Consider the following 21027-nt stretch of genomic DNA (forward strand, 5'->3'; position numbering starts at 1 on the left):
GGCCAATGGAATTGGCCGCGCCGTCGCCGAAAATTTTGCAGCCCAGGCCGAGCACCGTTTGATCCTGCTGGATCTGGACCTGGCAACCTTGCAGGGCTGGGTCGCCGATGTCGAATCTACCGCTTGCATCGAAACCCATCAAGCGAACATCGCCGATCTCTCCAGCCTGCAGCTTCTGTTCAAGGATCTGGCCAGCCGAGTCGGATTTATCGATGTGCTGGTCAACAGCGCCGGGGTCTGCGACGAAAACGAACCCGAAGACATCGACCATTGGCACAAGGTGATTTCGGTCAACCTCAACGGCACCTTTTACGTCACCTCGTTGTGCGTGCCGTTGATGGCGGACGGTGGGCGAATCGTCAACATGTCATCGATCCTCGGCCGGGCGGGCAAGGTCCGCAACACCGCTTACTGCGCCTCCAAGCACGGCATCATTGGCATGACCAAAGCGTTGGCACTGGACCTTGCGCCCCGGCGAATCACCGTCAATGCAATCCTGCCCGCCTGGGTCGACACGCCGATGCTGCAAGGCGAATTGGCGGCGCAAGCGCGCCTCGCCGGGATTACCCACGAGCAAATCCTGCGCAATGCCAAGAAGAAGCTGCCCCTGCGGCGCTTCATTCAAGGCGACGAAGTGGCGGCCATGGTCCGTTATCTGGCAAGCCGGGAGGCGGGTGGCGTCACGGCGCAAAGCCTGATGATCGACGGCGGTGCCGGGTTGGGAATGTAACCATGGCTCGACTGGGATTGAATCGCGGCCTGTTGCCCGCGCTGCTCAGCCTCGGCTCGCCATTGGCGATTGCCGAGTGGCTGCCGGAGCATCATGAAGCGGAAATCGGCGTTGCCACAGCCGTGCGTCTGCACGGCGACGATCGGGGTACGCAAAAGGCCGTGTACCTCAAGTTCAGCCTGGAGGATGCCTGGGACAGCGGCTACTACAAAGCCAAGGGGCGAGCCCGCTACGACTTCCGTTATGACGGCAACAACCCCTACAGCGATGAAGCCCGGGATGACTACCGGGCGACCGCCGATTGGCGGCACCTTTACTGGGGCCACTACGTCGGCGACGGCGAACTGACGGTCGGCTGGCAGCAGGTCGTGTGGGGGCGCGCCGATGAGTTGCGGGTGCTCGATCAAATCAACCCGCTGGATTATCGCGAGGGGGTGATCGGGCTGTTGGAAGACAGCCGCATCGCCGTGCCGATGATTCGCCTGGTGCAGCCGGTCGCCGAGTGGGAGCTGGAAGGGTTGGTGATCACTGATTTTGTGAAAAATAAGGCGCCGGCCGTCGGCAGCGAGTTCGACGCACCCATCTTTGCCACACCCGATCCTCGGATGTTCGTCGTTGATTCGCGGCCCGGTTATGACGGCCGCAGCGGCTTCGGTTATGGCGCCAGCGCCAATGGCCGGATCGGCGCGGTGGATGTCAGCTTCGTTGCCCTCAACGCCCGCCAACAGGACCCGGTTTATGCCGTCGAGGGCCTGAGCGGAGAAGGCCTCATTCGCCTCGAACGGCAATTCCCGCGCTACTCCATGGGCGGTGCCGGTGTGGCCATCGATGCCGGTCATAGCATCGTCGTGCGCAGTGAAGTCGCCTACTTCGACAATTGGCGGGTCACCAATCCTTATCGCGCTTATGGCAGCGACCAGACGGCGATGACCAAGTCGCTGCTGGGCGTCGATTACCTGCTGCGGGACTGGTTGATCTCGACGCAGTGGCAACAACAGCGGCTGCTCGATTGGAAGCCCGGCATGGTCCAGGATAAACGCGACGACCTGTTCACCGTGTCTGCAGAAGGCTCGCAGTTTCAGGATCGTCTCAAGACTCGCCTGGTATTCGGCATGTCGCCGCCTGCGCGGGACGACAGTTTCGTTCAGGGGATTTTCACCTACAAACCGGTGGACTGGCTCAAGTTGGGGCTCGAAGTCGATGTGTTCTTCGGCAAGCCCGAACGCCAGTTCGGCGCTTACGCCAACCGCGACCAGATGCGGTTGTCCGCCGGTTATCTGTTCTGACCACACCGCTGTCGGTGTGCGACTTACTCAAACAATGAAAAGGAAATCGCCATGTTGCCCATCTTCAAGACCCTGACTGTCAGCGCACTGCTACTGAGCGCCGCTGCCGCCATGGCGGCTGAAACCCGTACGGCCGACGATATCGTTCGTCAGGCCCGGGACCGCGATGACGGCAAGAGCTTCATGTCCCAAGTATCCCTGATCCTGCTGGACAAACAAGGTAACAGCCGCATCCGCGAGTTCAGCTACCTGCAAAAGGATTACCCGGACAGCGACAAATTCACCATGTACTTCTCTGCGCCGAGTGATGTGCGTGACGTCGCCTTCCACATCGAAAACCCGCACGAAGTCTTGGGTCGCGAAGACAGCCAGTGGATGTATTTGCCGGTCAGCCGCCAGACCCGACGGATTTCCACCACCGACAAGCGCGGGGCCTTCATGGGCAGCGACTACTCCTATGCCGACCTCGACAAGATCCGCGCCGAAGATTATCGCCAAACGCTGGTGGGTGAAGAGCAACTGCTGGGCCGCGATTGCTACGTGATCGAGCGTGAGCCAGCGACACCTGCCGTGCTGGCCAAGACCGGCTACAACAAGCTCAAGGTCTGGATCGACAAGAAAAACTCACTGGTGCTGCGTCAGGATTTCTTCGATGTGAAAGGCGTGATGTTCAAGCAGATGCGCACCTTGAAGACCGAAACCATCGACCAGATCGACAGCATCACCCTCAGCGAAACCGAGGACTTCATCGCTGGCACGCGCTCCCAGCTGCGCTTCAACCAGTTGCAGTACAACGTCGCGCTGGACGACCGCCTGTTCACCCAGACGGCCATCAAACGCGGACTAAAAGCCGGCGACTTGCCGGAATACGCCGTGTCTGCCCGCTAAGCGCCGCTCTCGATTCTTCTGGAACCTTTATTCATGGAAAGATACCTGAACTTCGTCGAGCGCTATGCGCGGGCGATTGTGTTTGTGCTGGTGGCGATCACCGCCTACTTCACCTACACCCTCGGCGCGCTGATGTCGGACACCAATCCGTATTTGCTCAAGGACACTCACCCAGCGCGCAAAACCATCATTGATTTGCAGCGCGAGTTCACCGGTACGTATGACTCGGTCATGGTGGCGCTGAGCAATCCTGAAAGTGTCTTCAACACCACCTCGCTGAACGCCCAGTTCGAACTGTCCCAGGCCATGCGCCGGTTGATGCTGGCTAACGATGAGGACCGTGTCGAACTGCAGCGCATCGTCGGCCTCCACAGTGGCGACCATGATGCCCAAGGCTTGTTGGTGCAGATTCTCGCCGAGGGGTTCTCGCAGAACGATTACGCCGCAGCCAAAGCCCTGCGCGACCATGCCGTTGCCCGGCACTGGGACGCCCATGACGCGCAGTTCCTGAGTTTTCTTGCAGAACGGCTCAACCCGATCCAGGAAATGGCCTCGATGGCTGACCTGGAAAACATTAGCTTGAGTGCCGATGGCGAGTTGTGGATTCACAAGACCCTGCACGCCCTGGACATGGACCCGGCCAAGGTCGAAGCGCAGATCATGGGCAACGAGCAGATGGTCGGCGGCGTGGTCTCGGCTAACAAGAAGGTCGCCATGGTCGTCGCCGAGTTGGGGACCAAACAGGACGACGCCCAGGCTCAGTTGCGCGCCTATCATCAGGTCCGCGAGATCATCGCGAAATACCAGACCGCCCATCCGGAGTTCACCGATGAGGTGTTCATCGCCGGCATGCCGATCTTTATTGCGGCTCAGCAGGAGATCATCGATCACGACCTGGCGTCGCTGTTTCCGATCGTGTTCCTGTTGGTGACCTCCCTGCTGATTTTCTTCTTCCGTAAACCGCTGGGCGTGCTTCTACCGCTGTTCAACATTCTGTTTTGCACCATCTGGACGCTGGGCCTGATGGCGTTGTTCCGTGTGCCGATGGACCTGCTCACCAGTGTCTTGCCGGTGTTCCTGTTCACCATCTGTTGTGCCGACGCGATCCATGTCATGGCCGAGTACTACGAGCAGCTCAACTCGGGTAAATCCTTCCGAGAAGCGAACCGTGAAACCCAACGCCTGATGGTCACGCCGGTCGTGCTGACGACGGTCACGACCATCGCGACGTTCATGATTTCCACCACCAACAACATTGTCAGCATCCGCAACTTTGGCGTGTTCATGTCCATCGGCCTGACGGCGGCGCTGATCATCTCGCTGCTGCTGATTCCAGCGTGGATTTCGATCTGGGGCAAAGACGCGGCTCCACGCAAAGTACAACTCAAAGAGTCGCTGGTTTCCCACTATCTGGTGGTGTTCTGCGCCTGGCTGATTCGCTGGCGCAAGCCGGTGTTGCTGGTGACTCTGCCGTTGTTGGCGATGATGACGGTGCTCACGTTCAAGGTGGATATCGAAGACTCGGGCATTGCCTACTTCAAGAAGGACAGCCCGGTGCGGATGTCCGACGAGTTCATCAACCGGGCAGGGGTGGCGGGCACATCGCCGGGTTGGATCGCCTTTGACACCAAGACCCCCCGTGGCGCGCTGACCACCGAAACCGTGCAGTTCCTCGAACGTTTGGACCAGTTCATCAAGGCCCAGCCGAACGTGAGTTACACCTATTCGGTAGCGACGTACATCAAGCGCATGAACCTCGTGCTCAACGACATGAACCCGGCTTATCTTCGGGTGCCGCAGGCGGTGGAACAGGTCACGGTGGTTGGCGATGACGGGAAGCCGGAGACGTTTGAAGTCGACGGCAATTCGCTGATCGAACAGCACATCATGATGTTCGAGAACGGTGGCGGCACCGACTTGCAGAACGTGCTTAATGCCGATTACTCGAAGGCGGTGACGCTGTTCACCATGACCTCTTCGGTGGCGGGCGATTACCAGGCGATGCTCGACAAGTTGGACGCCTGGTTGGCCGTCAACAAGCCGACCAACCTGCAAGTGACCCATGCCGGTACGCCGTATATCTGGACCGGAGTGTTGCAGGAAATCACCCAGGGCCAGGTGCTGAGTTTCTCTCTGGCGTTGCTGGTCGTAACCTTGATGATGATGTTCTGGCTCAAGTCGGTACGCCTCGGCATTCTCGGCATGCTGACCTTGCTGACCACTTCGGTGACGGTGTACGGCAGCATGTACCTGTTGGATATCGAGTTGAACATTGGCACCACGCTGGTGACCTTCCTGGTGGTGGGTGTTGTGGACTACGCGGTTCACCTGCTGTCCCGGATCAAGATGCTGGTGCAGAAGGGTATCGAGATCGACGCGGCAATCCTGACCGCCATGCAGGGCGTCGGGCGTTCGACAGTGGTCAACGTAGTGATCTTCTCAATGGGCTTTGTCGCGCTGCTGTTCTCCGCCTATAAACCGGTCATTGATCTGGGCGTACTGGTGATACTGGCGCTCTCATCCAGCGGCGTCATGACCATCCTGTTGGTCACGCTGATTTCGCCGTGGTTCTTTGCCTCGATTGTGCCGAAGCCAGCGGTGCAGGAGGGCGAGCAGCCGTCGGGTGAGAACGTACCGGGTTAAATAAGCGGGGCGCCTGCGTGCTGCAAAGGGCACGGGGCGCCTTGGCTGTTTAGGGGCGACGGCACGGATTCAGCTGGCTTTTTTCAGGTGCTCGAACTGGCATTGCTCCTGAGCATCCTTGAGGCTCAGCTCAAACGCCTCCAGGCTGTCATGGACTTCCTGCAAGGCCTGGATCTGCCCCATCAGTTCCTGTTTCTTGTTATCGATGGCCTGCATGGCCAAATCCCAAGGCAGCTCCTGGCCGCGATGGTCTTGCAGAATGACCTGCATTTCCTTGAGCTTGAAACCGAGTTGCTGAGCGCATTTGATGAAGGTCAGCAGCTCGACGCTTTGCTGGCTGTAGATGCGGTACTTGCCTTCGCGCTGCGGTGGCGGCAGCAAGCCGATTTCTTCGTAGTGACGAATGCTTTTGACCGTAGTGCCCGACAGCTGGGCGGCTTTGCCGATATACATGAAAATCCCTTTTTTGACGCATCAGAAGCGAAAAGATGTCGCGCGCTCGTATAGGCGCGCGACATTTTTGCACAAGCATCAGGGGGCGGGAACCCGAGTAGGACAAGGTGTCACAGGAAGGAGGCTCGGTTGGGCCGTGCATTGGCACAGCCCAACCGTGGCCGATCAGCGGCTGGCGACTGCTTGGACTTGTTTGAGCCAGGCTTCACGCTGTTCCGGTTTGGAACCCAGCACCGGGCCGAACGTCAGGGTTTTCAGGGGTTTTATGCCGCAGAACTCCAGGGTGGTCTTGCGCATTTGGTGCAGGCCCGGCATGCGATACACCCAGCGGTAGTACCACGGCGGGGTGTCCATGGTTACCAATAAATGAGCCGTACGGCCCTTGAGCAGTTTGTCCGGGAACGGCGAGCCCTTGCGGTACTTGAAGGCAAAACCGGGAAGGAACACACGGTCGAAGAAGCCCTTGAGCAAGGCCGGAATGCCGCCCCACCAGATCGGGTACACCAGTGTCAGGTGTTCGGCCCAGGTGATGTCGTTCTGTGCGTTGATCAAGTCGGGCTCAAGCAGCTGGATCTGGTTATAGCCGTCGTGCAATACCGGATCGAAGTCCAGGGTATCCAGACGTAGCAGGCGCACCTCATGCCCGGCTTGAGTGGCGGCCTCGACATAACGTTCGGTCACGGCGCCGCAAAAGCTGTCGTTCGAAGGGTGGCCGAGGATTACGAGCATGCGTTTGCTCTTCATGACGAACTCCAGATATTGAAGTTCCAAGGGTAAAGTCTGCCCCTAACGGTAGAGTCAAGCCTTGCCGAGTCGAATGGACGGTTTCAGCTACAAACAAGGTGTTCTGCATGCCGAAGAGGTGAACCTGGACAGCCTGGCTGAACAATTGGGTACACCCTTGTTTGTTTATTCATTGAGTACTTTGGCGTCGCACCTGCAAACGATGCGCGATGCTTTTTTTCTGATTGATCCGCTGATTTGTTTCTCAGTCAAAAGCTGCAGCAACGTGAGCATACTCAGGTTTCTGGTGGAGCACGGCGCAGGTCTGGACGTCGTCAGTGGAGGAGAAATCTATCGAGCCCTACTGGCCGGTGCACGCCCCGAAACCATTGTATTTGCCGGGGTGGGCAAGTCTGCTGAAGAAGTCAGATATGCACTGGAGGCGGGCATCTATCAGTTCAATGTTGAGTCTGAGAAGGAATTGGCCAGGATCGATGCTATTGCGGGTCAGTGCGGCAGCAGGGCCAGTGTTTCTATTCGGATCAATCCCGACGTTGCTGACCGCGATACCCCACAAAAAACATCTACGGGAGGATGTCAGACCAAATTTGGCATTCCGGTGACGCGTTCAGCGCGGCTTTTCGCAGAGGGTTTGTACAGCAACGTCGACGTTGTCGGAATCCATGCGCATATTGGCTCGCCTATTCATGACAGCGCGTCTTACCTGGCTTGCATTGACGTGATCGAGGCACTGTTGGACGAAGTGGAACAGGCGGGCGGCACCGTCGATACGATCAATATCGGTGGTGGTTTTCCAGCTATATACGAGGCCTCCCATTTCGATAGCATTTCGTTGCAGAAAATGGGCAGCGTCATTTCTCACCGATTACAGGGGCTCAAGGCACGAGGCTTACGGTTTGTGATCGAGCCCGGTCGCTCTATCAGCGCCAATGCCGGCGTGCTATTGACCCATGTCGAATACATCAAGGATGGCTGGGACCGTCAGATTGTCATTGTCGATGCTGGCATGAACATTATACTCAGACCCACGCTGTACGGCGCCCAACATGCCATGTGGCCGATCCGGTACGGTCGTTTCAACGGGCACTGGACGCACGCCACCAATGCTTCGCAACCTCGGCCAAACGGGGCATTGTCGCCGGTAGATGTGGTTGGACCGATTTGTGAAACAGGGGATTTTCTCGCCTTGTCGCGTCCGCTGCCGACGCTTTCGGAGCAGGACACCTTGGCCATTTTCTCGGCGGGTGCCTACGCGATGAGCATGGCCAGCCAATACAACTCGAAAGTTCGTCCGGCTGAAGTGGTGGTCATGGGCGAGCACTATCAAGTCGTGCGCCAGAGAGAGTGCTACGAGGATCTTGTTGCCCGAGAAATGGACGGCATTGAACCAATAAAGTCTGATGCTAAAAATTTGAAGCTGGTTAAGTAATTTTCTGCTTTTCGATTGATGCGACTGGAAGTCACTGTGGACAATGACGCGTTTTGGCTTGTTTTTTTATTCTCGGCACTTTTGCTGAATATTTCCGCTGGGCCCGATTTACTTTACATTTTGTCGAGGACGATATCCTCAGGAAAAAAAGTCGGTATCGCCTCGGCGCTGGGGGTCTGTAGCGGTGCCTTTGTTCATGTGGTTCTGGCGGCCTGCGGTGTCAGCGCGCTTATTGCCGCTTCGGAAAATGCCTTCGATGCACTCAAGTACGCCGGCGCGGCTTATTTGCTCTATCTGGGGGTGAGAAGTTTCGTCCCCTCCACGGGCTTTGCTCAGGATCAGGACAACGCGCAGGTGAAGCAATACGGTGTATGGCGAGCCTACAAGCAGGGCATTCTGATCGACGTGTTTAACCCGAAAGTCGCTTTGTTCTTTCTGGCGTTCCTCCCTCAGTTCGTTCAGCCGTCCCTGGGGGCTTCTGGTGCATCTGTTGCTCAAATCATGCCTGCGACTGGGGCAGGTGCCTGAGGGCTACGGGTACATTGGTTTACTGCCGGCGGACCGTTTGGCCAACTGGATCTGTCATTTTGTCGCGGCGCCCAAAGCCTTCGATTTACTGGCACAACAAGTGGATGTCACGGCCATTGAGTTTGTAACGTTCGAGGAGTTGGTGACCCATTGTGCCAGTCGCTTGGGCATGTCGGTCAGCGTCGTCGATCACCATGACTTTGTCGCGCAGATATCGCAGCGTGCGGACTGCGAATCGATGCTGATTGCTGGCATCCTGTCGGCTGACACTTCGAAGCGAGTCCTGTTTACTGATCCATCGGACGTGAACTTGCGGGAATCGAGCGACCAGCGACTGGATCTGACCCAGTATCCGGAACTGATGGTCACGCTGTCGGAGTTTGAGCCGTTTATTGAGCGGTTGGCGGGCGAGTTGGTGTGATGCTTTTGTGACTCTGAATGGCGCGTGGTCCTGAGTCGAGCGAGGCGGCTGGCCGCAATGATGATTTAGCCTGAGCCGCCGTATACGGAACCGCACGAACGATGGGGTGAAAGGACGGCGGATGCAAATCCGCTCCTGCTCGAAGCGTCTGCCGGCCAAGTAGGCAGCATTGCGTTCAACGCATCAGCGCCGAAGGGTTTTCCTGCAGCATCACCGAACGGTGGAGGGTATCGAGCGCTTCCTTCAGCAAGGATTGCTCCTGCGCATCCTTGGATTTCTTGCTTTCCTTGGCGGCGTACTCCAGCAATACCAAGTGACTGCGGCTGGCGGAAGCTTGCTTCGGCACCACGGTCTCTTCAATCAGTTTGCCCGTGACGTACTTCTGTGTCCGTGTGTCCTGGCTGGCCTGTTGCGTGACGGAGGCTTTGGTCAGTCGGCCATCTTTATAGGCGAGGCTGGCCGAGCTGCTGGCTTTGTCATTCACTTGTACGTAGAGATAGTTCTGCGATTCGTTATCTTTGCCCAGCGCAGGTGCTTTCCCGCCCTTCAGGCTTTTGTGGTAGTTGGCCGATAGACTCGATTGCTGGACTTGATCGATCTTGCGGTCACGCATGATGGAACCTGCGACGACCGTCTTCTGCGAGAGGGTATAGGCAAAGCTATCGAGTTCAGTCAGGTGCATCGGGTTGGACGCCTTGTTCGTCTGAGTGACGGATGCCTCGAAGTCTGCCAGTCCGGTCAATAGGCCTTTGTCCGCCGCATTACGGGTCAATCGCTCAGGTAGGGAAGCGCCCTGTGGGTAGTGGCTGTTCATGGCGCTGAACGCATCCTTGAACATCTCCATCAGGGCCGCCTTGGCGTTGCCACGCTCCTGCACCCGATCAAGCTGGGCAAGGTAGCTGTTCAATGCGTTGGCCTGTTGCTTGGCATCGCCCAGGATTGCGCCGTTCTTCAGGTCCACGGTCAGGTTCAGTTTGCCATCCGGACCGCTCATTTGCGTGGTGCGGCGTTGGTTGTCGGCGCTAAAGGCCAGGGTCAGATCCTCACCGTCCACTCCCTTCAGCTTGGCGTTCAGGTCAATGGATGCCAAGACGCTGGAGTCAAACTGCGTCAGCTTGCTCAGGTCGAGCTTGGGGGGCTCGGCGGTCAACCCGTCGACAGCCGCCTGAAAAGCACTGCTCAGAGCGCCAATCGCCTTGAGTTCATCCTCGCTCAGCGGGCCACCCTCCACCGTAGCCTGGACGCCAAGACCATCGTCCTGGCTTGTCAGGCTGAAGGTGACCGTCTTGCCGCTGGCGGTCTTGATGCTGAGACTGATCAGGTTGTCGGCTTTATTGTGCAGCAGCGTCTGTTCGGATTTTATCTCGGCGACGTTGTGAGCCCTGTCCGTGGTGGTATGGAACACTGACTGGGAAATGCTCGAACCATTCTTGGCGAACTGCTCCAACAAGGCTGCGCCCAGGCGGTCAAAACGGTTGGCTATCGACAGCGATCTGGGGTTGGTTCCCATGATGTTAGTGACCGCGTCCTGAGCTTCCTTTTCCCAAACACGAACAATTTCCTGGCCCGGCAGTTGCCCGAGGCGGGAATAGGTCTGTGATTCAACATCGACCACCGGGTTGCCCAGGCTGACAATTGCCGATGGTCTGGCCGGGAAGGCTTCAGCACTGTCTATCGCTGTTGCAGGCAATGCCGCGACAGCGGAGCGAGTCTGGAGGGGAATGGTGGAGGTGATCGAGGATAGGGTAGTCATGACAGTCCGTGTCAACAGAGCAGAGTTACACTCAATGTAGTGAATACACCCCCCGATTGAAAGCGGGGCGGTTGAAATAAGTGGCAAAGCGCTATTGTTCATTTGCCCGTTAGCGACTGCCCGGAGCGGCTCAGCCCAATCTGAAAAGATTGGGCTTTTTCATGGCTTGAGAAACGGCGTTCCCAGCTATGTGCACAACAATGTCGCCGTCAGAAGACCAGCTTGAACAGGGCGATGACCACGATCAGGCCAATTATGAAAATGATACCTACGGTGCCGCCAAGAAATTTCAACATAATGATGCTCTCATCGGATGGGCTTAATTTTCTAGACCACCCTCGACAACGCTCGTTTCGTTGAATTTCACCCGGCGGTGATCAATGAACCGCCCAAGACCTCGGAACAGGCACCTGATCAAACTTTGAAACGGTCTTGATCCAGTAGCGCCGATAGTCGGTCTGGTCCGGGGCCAAGGGTTTGTGGGTTGACCATGGATGCTCTGCCTTCAGGCTCGCGCGGTAAGCTTCCCATTCTTTCTGCTCGGCCACTTCCCTGGCTTTGGTCCTGTCATCGAACCAACCCAGGACGTACGCTTCGCCCTGATCCGTGCCGTGTGCTATCAGCAGATAAATCTCTGTCATTACCTGGTCCGCCGTTCAATCCTGAAACCCAGCCACTGGGGTCTTACCCTGGGTATCGGCAGTTCTTTTGTGTTGTTGAGGTTTATTGATCAGCGGCGTGTTTCGCGGGGCGGACCGGGTCGGCGGTTATGGGGCGTCCAGCATCTATGGCGCGCAACCGCCATCGCGAGCAGGCTCGCTCCCACAGGTTACGAGTGTTCACAGCATCTGGGCACGACACAAAACTGTGGGAGCGAGCCTGCTCGCGATGACGTCGGCACAGCCAACATCCCTGCAAACTGACCCTCAGGCGTCGGCAAGCTGAAACCGATAACCCACTCCATACAACGATTCGATCGGCTGTTCACCTGGGCATGCCTGTTCGAGTTTGCGTCGCAGATTACGGATGTGGCTGTCGACGGTGCGATCGGTGACCACCCGGTGATCGGAGTAGATTCTGTCCAGCAACTGATCACGGGAAAATACCCGCCCCGGCGCGCGGGCGAGGGTGCTGAGCAGACGTAGCTCCAGGGGCGTCAGGTCCAGCGCATTGCCGTCGAGGGACGCCAAGTACTGTTCTTCGTCAATCAGCAGGCGCGGCGGCGCAGCGGTTAGAAGTTGCGGGCTGCGCCGCAGGATGGCCTTGACCCTGGCCACCACTTCGCGGGGGCTGAAGGGTTTGCAGATGTAGTCATCGGCCCCCAGGTCCAGCCCGAGCAAACGGTCCACCTCCTCGACGCGGGCGGTGATCATGATGATCGGCACGGCACTGAAGCTGCGCAGTTCCTTGCACACTTGCAAACCGTCGCGCCCTGGCAGCATCAAATCAAGCAGGATCAGTCGTGGCTCGTTGACACGTACCACCGGCACTACCTCAAGCCCATTGTCCAGGCACTGGGTCGCATAGCCGGCGGCGATCAGGTAGTCGCGCATCAACGCGGCCAGTTTGGGTTCGTCTTCGACGATGAGGATCGGGCTGTCGTTGACCATGGTTCAGGCGTTCCGTGGCAGGCGCAGGGTCAGCCAAAGACCGCCCAGGGGCGAGTGTTCGGCACTGAGGCTGCCGCCGTGGGCCAGGGCGATGCTGTGACAGATGGCCAGCCCCAGGCCGGCGCCACCACTGGCGCGATTGCGTGAAGTTTCGCCGCGGTAGAACCGCTCGAACAGCCGTGGCAACTGATCGGCGTCGACCCCTGGACCGGAATCCAGGAAGTCGACGCGTACGGCGTCGCCATCGCCGGCAGCTCGAATGCGCAGTACACCGCCCTCATCGGTGTAACGCACGGCATTTTCCAGCAGGTTGCTGAACAACTGCTGCAGACGCTTGGGGTCGGCCTCCAAACGCAACGGCGTGATCGGCAGTTCCAGCTCCAGGCGCAAATGCCGGGCATTACAACGCTCCTGGAACATGGCCGTGCAACCGTCCAGCAGCTCGTTGAGATCGCATTCACTCTTGCGGTATGTCAACGCGCCCACATCGGCCAGGGACAGTTCATACAGATCATCCACCAGTTTGCTGAGCATGCCGACTTCGCCTTGCAGCGATTTCATCGAAGACTGATCAAGTGTGCGCACGCCGTCCTCGATGGCTTCCAGTTCCCCGCGCAGCACCGACAGGGGGGTTCGCAGTTCATGGGAGACGTCGGCCATGAACTCCCGACGCATTTTTTCATTGCGCTCCAGGGTATACGCCAACTGATTGAAGTCCCGGGCCAACTGACCGACTTCGTCATTGGAAGACACCGAGACTCGGTTGCTGTATTCACCGGCGGCCAGGCGATGCGTAGCGGCGGCCACGCGTTTGACCGGTTCAAGCAGGGTGCGGGCGATCCACCAGGCGATTAGCATCGCCAACAGCAAAGAGAACACCCCCATGGCCAGACTGGTGCGTATCAGGTACTGACGGAAGCGTTCGCCCCCGGCTTCGGTCACGTTCTGAAACGGCGTCACCGCCAGCCAGCCAACGGTTTTGCCCGCGACCTTGACTGGGCGCATCAAGGCGTCGTCGGCAATTGCCGAGTAGCCCATGACCCATTGCTTTTGCACGTCCAGCAGGGCGATGCGAAACACTGCACCGGTCAGGTCGGACATGGGCATGGGGGGGCGTTGCGGGTCGCTGTCGTTTTCCCCGGGTTCGGGGCGCAGCAGTTCGAACCAGCGATCCGGCTGGTTGCGCAAAAATTCCCAATCGCCCTCGCGCTCGTAGGCGTTGGCCAGACGCGGCAGCACTGGCGACATGCGCAACAGGGCCTGCTCGTTGAGGTAGTCGAGAAAACCCTTGCCGAAGCTCCAGCCGTTGGCCGCCCCCATGCTCAGGATGACGAACAGTACGCTGGCCAGTACTGCGATAAACAGCTTGGTGGAGATGCTCAGTTTCATGGGCTCGGGCAGGTCGGTGAAGGGCCCGTCCATTTAGGCCCTGGTGCGAAGAAGATTCAAGGGCGCCGGGCAATCTTCAATTTTCCTGCACATTTGCCTCGCAGTATGGCGCCTGGCTTGAACCAACCGTCTTGCAGAGGCATTTATGTCGACCAAATTATTCGCCAAATCCCTGGTGACCAGCGTCGTGCTGGTGTTCCTGATCGTTCTGTTCCTGTTAGGCGGTTGCTCCGGCGAATCGGCACCGGTAGTCGAACCGCCCAAGGTGTCGGTGCTGACTGTGCAGCCGAAAAGCCAGGCGCTGACTACGGAACTGGCCGGGCGCACCCAGGCGTTCATGGTCGCCGAGATCCGTCCGCAGGTGGGCGGTATCGTTCAGCAGCGACTGTTTGTCGAAGGGGCCGAGGTCAAGGCCGGACAAGCGCTGTACCAACTGGATGCCTCCTCTTACAAGGCCGCATTGGCGGAGGCACAGGCCAATCTCGCCAAGGCCTGTGCCACCTTGAAGTCAGCCCAGGCCACGGCCAAGCGTAACGCTCAGTTGGCGAAGATCGATGCCATCAGCCAGCAAGACAACGAGGACGCTCAGGCCAGCCTGCTGACCGCCGAAGCCGAGCGGCAGGTGGCCCAGGCCGGGGTGGAGACGGCGCGCATCAACCTGGCGTACACCCGCATCAGTTCTCCCGTCAGCGGGCGCATCGAAACCTCGACGGTCACCCCGGGCGCGCTGGTGGTTGCCAATCAGGAGAGCGCATTGACCACGGTGCAGCAACTGGACCCGATCTACGTTGACGTCACCCAATCGACCACCGAGTTGTTGCGCCTCAAGCGCGACCTGGCCAGCGGTGTGCTGCAAAGCAATGGCGAAGGCGAGGCGCGAATCAGCCTCAAGCTCGATGACGGCAGCACCTATGCCCATGAAGGTCGCTTGAAGTTCAGCGGCGTGAGTGTGAACGAAGGCACTGGGACGGTGACGTTACGGGCGAAAATTGCTAATCCGGACCGGTTGTTGCTGCCGGGCATGTACGTGCGGGCGGTGCTGAAGCAGGCTCGAGACGATCAGGCGATTTTGATTCCGCAACAGGCAGTAACCCGCAGCGCCAGCGGGGTGACCACGGTCTTGCTGGTGGTCAATGGCAAGGTCGAACAGCGCGTCTTGACCATCGACCGCGCCGTGGGCAACCAGTGGTGGGTCAAGACCGGCCTCAATGCCGGTGACCAGTTGATTGTCGAGGGCGGGCAGAAAGTCCGGGTCGGTGAAGCCGTCGTGGCGCAGAACCCTGGCACGCGCAGTCGCACGCTGAAATCGGCACCCGTCGCCATTGCGCAGGAGGGCTGAGCATGGTGCGTTTTTTCATCGACCGGCCGATTTTTGCCTGGGTCATTGCCATCGTCATCATGCTCGCTGGCGCTTTGTCCATCAGTCAGTTGCCCCTGGAGCAGTACCCGGACATCGCACCACCGACAGTGCGTATCTCCGCCACCTACACCGGCGCCTCGGCCAAGACCGTGGAAGACTCGGTGACCCAGGTCATCGAGCAGCAGATGAAAGGCCTGGATAACCTGACCTACATGTCGGCCTCCAGCAGTTCGGACGGCAGTGCCAGCATCAGCCTGACGTTTACCGCCGGCACGAACCCGGACGTGGCGCAGATGCAAGTGCAGAACAAACTGCAACAGGCCGAGTCGAGGCTGCCGCAGTCGGTGCAAAGCGAAGGTCTGACCGTGACCAAAGGCGGCTCGGATTTCCTGATGATTGTCGCTCTGGCCTCCGACGACCCGAGCGTGACCGGCACCCAGATCGGCGATTACATTTCCAGCACCTTGCTCGATTCCATCAGCCGTATTGACGGTGTCGGCGATGTGCAGACATTGGGCTCGGGTTATGCCATGCGCATCTGGCTGGATCCTGCCCTGTTGCAAAAATACGCGCTGATGCCGTCGGACATCAGCTCTGCCCTGGAGGCGCAGAACACTGAAGTCTCCGCCGGTCAGCTCGGCGCCTTGCCAGCGGTGAAGGGCCAGCAGTTGAATGCCACGATCAGCGCCCGCAGCAAGCTGCAAACCGTCGAGCAGTTTCGCAATGTCGTGGTCAAGTCCACCAGCGACGGTGCCGTGGTATTGCTCGGGGATGTAGCACGGGTTGAATTGGGCAGTGAAAGCTACGACGTGAATTCGGCCCTGAACGGCAAACCCGCTGCCGCCATGGGCGTACAACTGGCCGCTGGGGCCAATGCCCTGACCGTGGGGGAAGCGGTGAAGGCCAAGCTCAAGGAGCTGGAACCGTTCTACCCCACGCCAATGCAACTCAAGAACGTGATTGCCTACGACACGACGCCCTTTGTTAGCCTGTCCATCGAAGAGGTGGTCAAGTCCTTGGGCGAGGCCATCGTTCTGGTGGTGCTGATCATGTTCCTCTTCTTGCAGAACCTGCGGGCCACACTGATCCCGGCGATCACCGTGCCGGTGGTGCTGCTGGGTACGTTCGGTGTGCTGGCGCTGTTCGGCTATTCAATCAACACCCTGACCATGTTCGCCATGGTCCTGGCCATCGGCCTGTTGGTGGACGATGCGATTGTGGTGGTAGAGAACGTCGAGCGAGTAATGGCCGAGCGCGGGCTATCGGCCCTGGACGCCACGCGCCAGTCGATGGATGAAATCACCAGCGCCCTGGTCGGCATCACCCTGGTCCTCAGTGCGGTATTCATTCCCATGGCGTTTTTCGGCGGTTCCACCGGGATCATCTACCGGCAGTTTTCGGTCACCATTGTCTCGGCCATGGTGCTCTCGGTGCTGGTGGCGATGACCTTGACGCCGGCGTTGTGCGCGACCCTGCTCAAGCCGTCCGATGGCAAGGGGCATGGCGCTCAAGGCGGATTTTTCGGCTGGTTCAACCGCATGTTCGAGCGCGCTGCCGAGGCCTATAAAGGTCGGGTGGGCGCTATTTTGCAGCGGGGTCGCATCAGTTGGCTGGTGTATGGGCTGGTGGTGCTGGTAATGACGGTCGGTTATCTGAGCCTGCCCACTTCATTCCTGCCTGATGAAGACCAGGGCATTCTCATGGCTCAGGTGCAATTGCCGGTGGGCGCCACGGACAGCCGTACCCAGGCGGTGATCAAGCAGTTCGAAAGCTATCTGCTCGAACAACCGGAAGTCGAGGCGCTGATCAGCATCACCGGCCTGGGCATGGGCGGCAACAGCCAGAATACCGCCCGAGCCTTTATCCGGCTCAAGGACTGGAGCGAGCGCACAGGGGCAGGGCAGGATGCGGCGTCCATCGCCCAGCGCGCGACCATGGCGCTGTCGAGCATTGGTGATGCCAATGTGTTCGTCATGCAACCGCCCGCCGTGCGAGGCCTGGGACAGACGTCCGGCTTCGACCTGCAACTCAAGGATCTCGGTGGCCTGGGGCATGACGCTCTGGTCGCCGCGCGGGAGCAATTCATCGAACTGGCGAACAAAGACGCACGCTTGCTGGGCGTGCGCAGCAATGGCCTGGACGACGCCCCGCAACTCAAGGTCAGCATCGATGATCGCAAGGCCGGGGCCTTGAGCTTGAGCACCAGTGACATCAACACCACCTTGTCCACGGCGTTGGGGGGCACCTATATCAATGATTTCCTCAATCAGGGCCGGGTAAAGAAGGTTTACGTTCAGGGCGAGGCTGCATCGCGGATGCAGGCGGCCGACCTGGAACATTGGTTCGTGCGCAACAGCAACGACGAGATGGTGCCTTTTTCCTCGTTTGCCAGCAGTTCGTGGAGCTACGGCTCACCGTTGTTGGAGCGTTACAACGGCAACGCTTCGCTGGAAGTGGTGGGCGATCCGGCGCCTGGGGTCAGTACCGGGGATGCGATGGATGCGGTGGAGGCGATCATCAAGCAATTGCCGGAGGGCATCGGCTACGAGTGGACCGGGCAGTCCTATCAGTTGCGCCTGTCCGGTTCGCAGGCACCCCTGCTGTACGCGATATCGGTGCTGTTCGTATTTCTCTGCCTCGCTGCGCTCTATGAGAGTTGGTCGGTGCCTTTCTCAGTGATGCTGGTGGTGCCGTTGGGGGTGGTGGGTGCGGTGCTGGCCACCCGTGTCAGTGGTTTGAGCAACGACGTGTACTTCCAGGTAGGGCTGCTGACCACGGTGGGGTTGGCGGCTAAAAACGCGATTCTGATCGTCGAGTTCGCCAAGCATCTGCAAGAGCAGGGCAACAGCTTGCGGGACGCGACGCTAATTGCCGTGCGCCAACGCCTGCGGCCGATTCTCATGACCTCCCTGGCCTTCATGTTCGGCGTATTGCCCCTGGCCCTGAGCAGCGGTGCAGGTTCCGCCGGACGCCAGGCAATCGGTACCGGCGTGCTGGGCGGCATGTTCACCGCCACGGTGTTGGGGATCTTCTTCGTCCCATTGTTCTTCGTGCAGATTCGCCGACGGTTTTCCCGCGTGTCCACGGTTTCGAGTTCGGTTCCAACCACTCAGGCAGGTGACGCATGATCAAGTTCCGCTGGCCCTTGCTGGCCTTACTCACACTGCTCAGTGGCTGCATCAATCTGGCACCGCAGTATGAACGCCCCGAGGCGCCGGTCTCCGAGCTATGGTTGCCCACCGTCGGTACGCCCAAGGGGGAGGTCGCCGCCGAGATCCAATGGCAACACTTTTTCACCGACAGCCGTCTGGCGCGCTTGCAAGCACTGGCCCTGACCAACAACCGCGACCTGCGCCTGGCCGCCTTGAATGTCGAAAAGGCCCAGGCCCAATACCGTATCCAGCGCGCCGAGTCTTTGCCGTCGATCAATGCCAGCGTCAGCGGCACCCACAGTCGTACGCCTGGCTCGTTGTCCAACAGCGGCTCGGCGACCACCAGCCATGACTACAGCGCGCAACTGGGGCTGAGCAGCTATGAGCTGGACGTATTCGGACGCATGCAAAACCTTCAGGACGAGGCTCTGGAAGACTATCTGGCCCTGACCGAAACCCGGCGCAGCACGCAGATCAGCCTGGTGGCCGAAGTGGCCACGGCCTGGTTGACCCTGGCGGCGGACAACGAGCGTTTGCAACTGGCCCAAGAGACCTTGCGCAGCCAGCAGGCGACCTATGAGTTGACCCGTCGCAGCCACGCACTGGGCGGATCCTCCGGTTTGTCCGTGGCCCAGGCGCAAACCACCGTGGAGTCAGCCCGGGCTGACGCGGCGGCGTATGAAAGCCAGATCCTCCAGGATCGCAATGCCCTGCGCCTGCTGGTGGGCAGTGATGTTCCCGAGGAACTGCTGCCCGGTGCGAACCTGGAGTCGGCGGCGGCGCTGGTGCAAGTGCCGGCCGAGCTGCCGTCCAGCCTGTTGCAACGGCGCCCGGATGTATTGGCCGCCGAACACACCCTCAAGTCGGCCAATATCGACATCGGCGCGGCCCGCGCGGCGTTCTTTCCGAGCATCAGCCTGACGGCCAGTGCCGGTTCTTCAAGCTCGGCGTTGTCCGGCCTGTTCAAGTCCGGCAGTGGCGCCTGGTCGTTTGCTCCGAGCGTCAGCCTGCCGATCTTCGACGGTGGCAGCAACCGCGCGACACTGGACGCGGCCAAGGTCGAGCGCGAAATACAGGTACAGACTTATCAGCAAACAGTGCAAAGCGCCTTCAAGGAAGTGGCCGATGCGTTGGCAGAACGCAGCACGCTGGATCGCCGCCTCGCCGCGCAGCAAGCATTGACTGATGCCAGTCGCACGAGCTTCGAGCTTTCCGACGCCTTATACCGTGGTGGTTCGCAAAGCTACCTCGAAGCCCTGGACGCCCAGCGCTCGCTGTACAGCGCCCAGCAAGACCTGATCACCCTGCGCCTGGCCGAACAGAGCAATCGCGTGACGTTGTACAAGGTGATGGGGGGTGGCTGGAACTGAGCCGACGTTCAGAGGCATTAAGCGCCCCTGAAGAGCATGTTCGCCGTGGCGTTCAACCTTGCGGCTCGGCCACCAGTAGCAACGACTGCGGCGCCGAGCTTTGTGGGTGCTGCGGCTCCTGCAGACCGGCCAGTCGATAGCCGGCCATATCCAGTGCCTTGAGCCAACTGGACAAGGTGCGAAAGTACCAGGGCATGGGCTGCCATTGCCCCCGGAAGCCGGCGAAGGTTTCTTCTCGCCAACCGTCCTGATAGTTGCCCGCTGCTGCGGCCCACGGATGCAGTGTCTGGATCACTAGCGTGCCGCCGGGGGCGAGCAGGGCGTTCATGGCGGTGAGCAGCGGGATGATGTCCTGGTGCAGCAGGGCGAAGTTGGCGCAGATCAGGTCGTAATTGCGGCCGATGTCCACCGTGGCCTGCGCCAGCGACTCGTAGCTTGCCAGATGCACCGGCGAAGAGCCCGCGGCCCGCGCGGCCTCGACCAGTGTTGCACCGCCGTCCACGCCGACCGCTTCGATGCCCCGTTCGGCCAAGGCCCGTAACAACCAGCCCTCGCCGCAACCCAGATCGAGCACACGCTCGGGTTGAAGGCTCAGTACCGCCAACAGGATGGCTTGGTCGGTGACGTTGATGCGGCTCTCGAGGGTGCCGGTGCGGATCGCTTCGATCCAGGATTGGGCGTTGTGCTGCCAGCTCTGGAGGAGGCTGGATTCGGAGGCGGACATGTCGATCTCCTGCGTTGTCCAGCCGAACCTGGGTTGATACTAGGTCACGATGTAGGGAACGGCCTGTGACCCTATTTTGCTCTCGACCAACGGTCAACTTTGGTGCCCTGGTTAGCAGCGGTTTCACTCCCCCTTTCTTCTGGAGGTTTTGAGCGCAGAAGCTTACTTAGGCCGCCGTCGATTTCATCCGGCTGTCGCTCGCGGTTTCCCGGAACAGTCGAGGCGACATGCCGAACGTCGACTTGAAGTGCCGGCTGAAGTGGGAACTGCTGCCATAGCCCCAAGCGTAGGCGATCTCTGTGAGTGAGGTCGCTCACTTCACTATTCCTCAAGCTGACCTTGAGCGATTGATGGCGGCGGCGCGGGACAGTTCGGCAGATAAGGTGGTCGCCGAATACTACGCCGCCAACAAATCGCGCTTTGAGGCTATGTTTGGCGGGCAAACCGCATCGGTGACAACGGGGCAGCAATGACTCGATGACACAGCAAGTGTGGGAGCGAGCCTGCTCGCGATAGCGACCGCCATCGCGAGCAGGCTCGCTCCCAC

18 protein-coding genes and 2 pseudogenes are annotated in these 21027 nt (G+C 59.4%); 11 read left to right on the plus strand and 9 right to left on the minus strand.

Going from position 1 to position 21027, the window contains the following annotated elements:
• The 4 genes from HU811_RS13595 to HU811_RS13610 form a co-directional block, all read left to right on the plus strand.
• A partial coding sequence (locus HU811_RS13595; RefSeq protein ID WP_186656368.1) for an SDR family NAD(P)-dependent oxidoreductase occupies nt 1-730 on the plus strand: 730 nt, incomplete at its 5' end.
• A gap of 2 nt (nt 731-732) precedes the next feature.
• Nucleotides 733-2016, plus strand: coding sequence for a DUF1302 domain-containing protein (locus HU811_RS13600; RefSeq protein WP_186656370.1), 1284 nt, complete (start codon nt 733-735; stop codon nt 2014-2016).
• Nucleotides 2017-2067: 51 nt separating this feature from the next.
• Complete coding sequence (locus HU811_RS13605; protein ID WP_186656372.1) at nt 2068-2904, plus strand: outer membrane lipoprotein-sorting protein; 837 nt, start codon at nt 2068-2070, stop codon at nt 2902-2904.
• Between the two features lie 33 nt (nt 2905-2937).
• Nucleotides 2938-5547: an efflux RND transporter permease subunit gene (locus HU811_RS13610; RefSeq protein ID WP_186656374.1), complete on the plus strand. Its 2610-nt coding sequence runs from the start codon at nt 2938-2940 to the stop codon at nt 5545-5547.
• Between the two features lie 69 nt (nt 5548-5616).
• Here the strand turns inward: HU811_RS13610 and HU811_RS13615 are convergent, their stop codons facing one another.
• Nucleotides 5617-6000: a MerR family transcriptional regulator gene (locus HU811_RS13615; protein WP_186656376.1), complete on the minus strand. Its 384-nt coding sequence runs from the start codon at nt 5998-6000 to the stop codon at nt 5617-5619.
• Between the two features lie 165 nt (nt 6001-6165).
• Nucleotides 6166-6744 carry an NAD(P)H-dependent oxidoreductase gene (locus HU811_RS13620; RefSeq protein WP_186656378.1) on the minus strand — a complete coding sequence of 193 codons (579 nt, stop codon included), beginning with the start codon at nt 6742-6744 and terminating at the stop codon, nt 6166-6168.
• Between the two features lie 73 nt (nt 6745-6817).
• On the opposite strand from HU811_RS13620, the gene lysA reads away from it, so the two are divergent.
• From lysA to HU811_RS13635, 3 genes are read left to right on the plus strand one after another with little or no spacing between them, the layout of a single operon-like run.
• Nucleotides 6818-8173 carry a diaminopimelate decarboxylase gene (lysA, locus tag HU811_RS13625; RefSeq protein ID WP_186656380.1) on the plus strand — a complete coding sequence of 452 codons (1356 nt, stop codon included), beginning with the start codon at nt 6818-6820 and terminating at the stop codon, nt 8171-8173.
• Between the two features lie 36 nt (nt 8174-8209).
• Nucleotides 8210-8701, plus strand: a complete 492-nt coding sequence (locus tag HU811_RS13630; protein ID WP_367616239.1) for a LysE family translocator — start codon at nt 8210-8212, stop codon at nt 8699-8701.
• On the plus strand, nt 8664-9122 hold the full coding sequence (locus HU811_RS13635; protein WP_186656383.1) for a hypothetical protein: 459 nt from the start codon (nt 8664-8666) through the stop codon (nt 9120-9122). Before HU811_RS13630 ends, HU811_RS13635 begins: the two co-directional genes overlap by 38 nt.
• A gap of 175 nt (nt 9123-9297) precedes the next feature.
• Here the strand turns inward: HU811_RS13635 and HU811_RS13640 are convergent, their stop codons facing one another.
• The 5 genes from HU811_RS13640 to baeS form a co-directional block, all read right to left on the minus strand.
• Complete coding sequence (locus HU811_RS13640; protein ID WP_225248431.1) at nt 9298-10875, minus strand: lactate dehydrogenase; 1578 nt, start codon at nt 10873-10875, stop codon at nt 9298-9300.
• 209 nt (nt 10876-11084) lie between these two features.
• Nucleotides 11085-11171, minus strand: a complete 87-nt coding sequence (locus tag HU811_RS27860; RefSeq protein WP_442793071.1) for a small membrane protein YohP — start codon at nt 11169-11171, stop codon at nt 11085-11087.
• 81 nt (nt 11172-11252) lie between these two features.
• Nucleotides 11253-11516, minus strand: coding sequence for a hypothetical protein (locus tag HU811_RS13645; RefSeq protein ID WP_047229356.1), 264 nt, complete (start codon nt 11514-11516; stop codon nt 11253-11255).
• 285 nt (nt 11517-11801) lie between these two features.
• Entirely contained in the window at nt 11802-12485 is a 684-nt protein-coding gene (locus HU811_RS13650) for a response regulator (RefSeq protein ID WP_092399250.1), read from the minus strand.
• 3 nt (nt 12486-12488) lie between these two features.
• Nucleotides 12489-13907, minus strand: a complete 1419-nt coding sequence (gene baeS, locus HU811_RS13655) for a sensor histidine kinase efflux regulator BaeS (RefSeq protein ID WP_186656385.1) — start codon at nt 13905-13907, stop codon at nt 12489-12491.
• A 112-nt stretch (nt 13908-14019) separates the two neighbouring features.
• On the opposite strand from baeS, the gene HU811_RS13660 reads away from it, so the two are divergent.
• Genes HU811_RS13660 through HU811_RS13670 form a run of 3 tightly spaced genes read left to right on the plus strand, consistent with a single transcriptional unit; the run spans nt 14020 to nt 19756 of the window.
• Nucleotides 14020-15213 carry an efflux RND transporter periplasmic adaptor subunit gene (locus tag HU811_RS13660; RefSeq protein ID WP_186656386.1) on the plus strand — a complete coding sequence of 398 codons (1194 nt, stop codon included), beginning with the start codon at nt 14020-14022 and terminating at the stop codon, nt 15211-15213.
• A 2-nt stretch (nt 15214-15215) separates the two neighbouring features.
• Nucleotides 15216-18362, plus strand: a complete 3147-nt coding sequence (locus HU811_RS13665; RefSeq protein ID WP_092455101.1) for an efflux RND transporter permease subunit — start codon at nt 15216-15218, stop codon at nt 18360-18362.
• Nucleotides 18359-19756 carry an efflux transporter outer membrane subunit gene (locus HU811_RS13670; protein ID WP_177193355.1) on the plus strand — a complete coding sequence of 466 codons (1398 nt, stop codon included), beginning with the start codon at nt 18359-18361 and terminating at the stop codon, nt 19754-19756. Before HU811_RS13665 ends, HU811_RS13670 begins: the two co-directional genes overlap by 4 nt.
• 52 nt (nt 19757-19808) lie before the next feature.
• Here HU811_RS13670 and HU811_RS13675 read toward each other — a convergent pair whose 3' ends face one another.
• Nucleotides 19809-20480 (minus strand): class I SAM-dependent methyltransferase, encoded by a 672-nt coding sequence (locus tag HU811_RS13675; RefSeq protein WP_186656387.1) that lies wholly within the window; start codon nt 20478-20480, stop codon nt 19809-19811.
• A 166-nt stretch (nt 20481-20646) separates the two neighbouring features.
• A pseudogene (locus HU811_RS13680) lies at nt 20647-20787 on the minus strand (helix-turn-helix domain-containing protein); the annotation flags it as partial.
• Nucleotides 20788-20791: 4 nt separating this feature from the next.
• Here HU811_RS13680 and HU811_RS13685 point away from each other — a divergent pair.
• Nucleotides 20792-20953, plus strand: a pseudogene (locus HU811_RS13685) (glycine betaine ABC transporter substrate-binding protein); the annotation flags it as partial.
• Between the last annotated feature and the right edge of the window lie 74 nt (nt 20954-21027).

The organism is Pseudomonas tehranensis, assembly GCF_014268615.1.
Lineage (GTDB): Bacteria > Pseudomonadota > Gammaproteobacteria > Pseudomonadales > Pseudomonadaceae > Aquipseudomonas > Aquipseudomonas tehranensis.

Excerpts from the sequence above, each read along its gene's own strand:
- HU811_RS13660 (WP_186656386.1), top strand. The coding sequence starts at position 14,020 with ATGTCGACCAAATTATTCGCCAAATCCCTGGTGACCAGCGTCGTGCTG.
- HU811_RS13620 (WP_186656378.1), bottom strand. The coding sequence starts at position 6,744 with ATGAAGAGCAAACGCATGCTCGTAATCCTCGGCCACCCTTCGAACGAC.
- HU811_RS13640 (WP_225248431.1), bottom strand. The coding sequence starts at position 10,875 with ATGACTACCCTATCCTCGATCACCTCCACCATTCCCCTCCAGACTCGC.
- HU811_RS13665 (WP_092455101.1), top strand. The coding sequence starts at position 15,216 with ATGGTGCGTTTTTTCATCGACCGGCCGATTTTTGCCTGGGTCATTGCC.
- HU811_RS13615 (WP_186656376.1), bottom strand. The coding sequence starts at position 6,000 with ATGTATATCGGCAAAGCCGCCCAGCTGTCGGGCACTACGGTCAAAAGC.
- HU811_RS13605 (WP_186656372.1), top strand. The coding sequence starts at position 2,068 with ATGTTGCCCATCTTCAAGACCCTGACTGTCAGCGCACTGCTACTGAGC.
- HU811_RS13600 (WP_186656370.1), top strand. The coding sequence starts at position 733 with ATGGCTCGACTGGGATTGAATCGCGGCCTGTTGCCCGCGCTGCTCAGC.
- lysA (WP_186656380.1), top strand. The coding sequence starts at position 6,818 with ATGGACGGTTTCAGCTACAAACAAGGTGTTCTGCATGCCGAAGAGGTG.
- HU811_RS13675 (WP_186656387.1), bottom strand. The coding sequence starts at position 20,480 with ATGTCCGCCTCCGAATCCAGCCTCCTCCAGAGCTGGCAGCACAACGCC.
- HU811_RS13650 (WP_092399250.1), bottom strand. The coding sequence starts at position 12,485 with ATGGTCAACGACAGCCCGATCCTCATCGTCGAAGACGAACCCAAACTG.
- baeS (WP_186656385.1), bottom strand. The coding sequence starts at position 13,907 with ATGGACGGGCCCTTCACCGACCTGCCCGAGCCCATGAAACTGAGCATC.
- HU811_RS13610 (WP_186656374.1), top strand. The coding sequence starts at position 2,938 with ATGGAAAGATACCTGAACTTCGTCGAGCGCTATGCGCGGGCGATTGTG.
- HU811_RS13645 (WP_047229356.1), bottom strand. The coding sequence starts at position 11,516 with ATGACAGAGATTTATCTGCTGATAGCACACGGCACGGATCAGGGCGAA.
- HU811_RS27860 (WP_442793071.1), bottom strand. The coding sequence starts at position 11,171 with ATGTTGAAATTTCTTGGCGGCACCGTAGGTATCATTTTCATAATTGGC.
- HU811_RS13670 (WP_177193355.1), top strand. The coding sequence starts at position 18,359 with ATGATCAAGTTCCGCTGGCCCTTGCTGGCCTTACTCACACTGCTCAGT.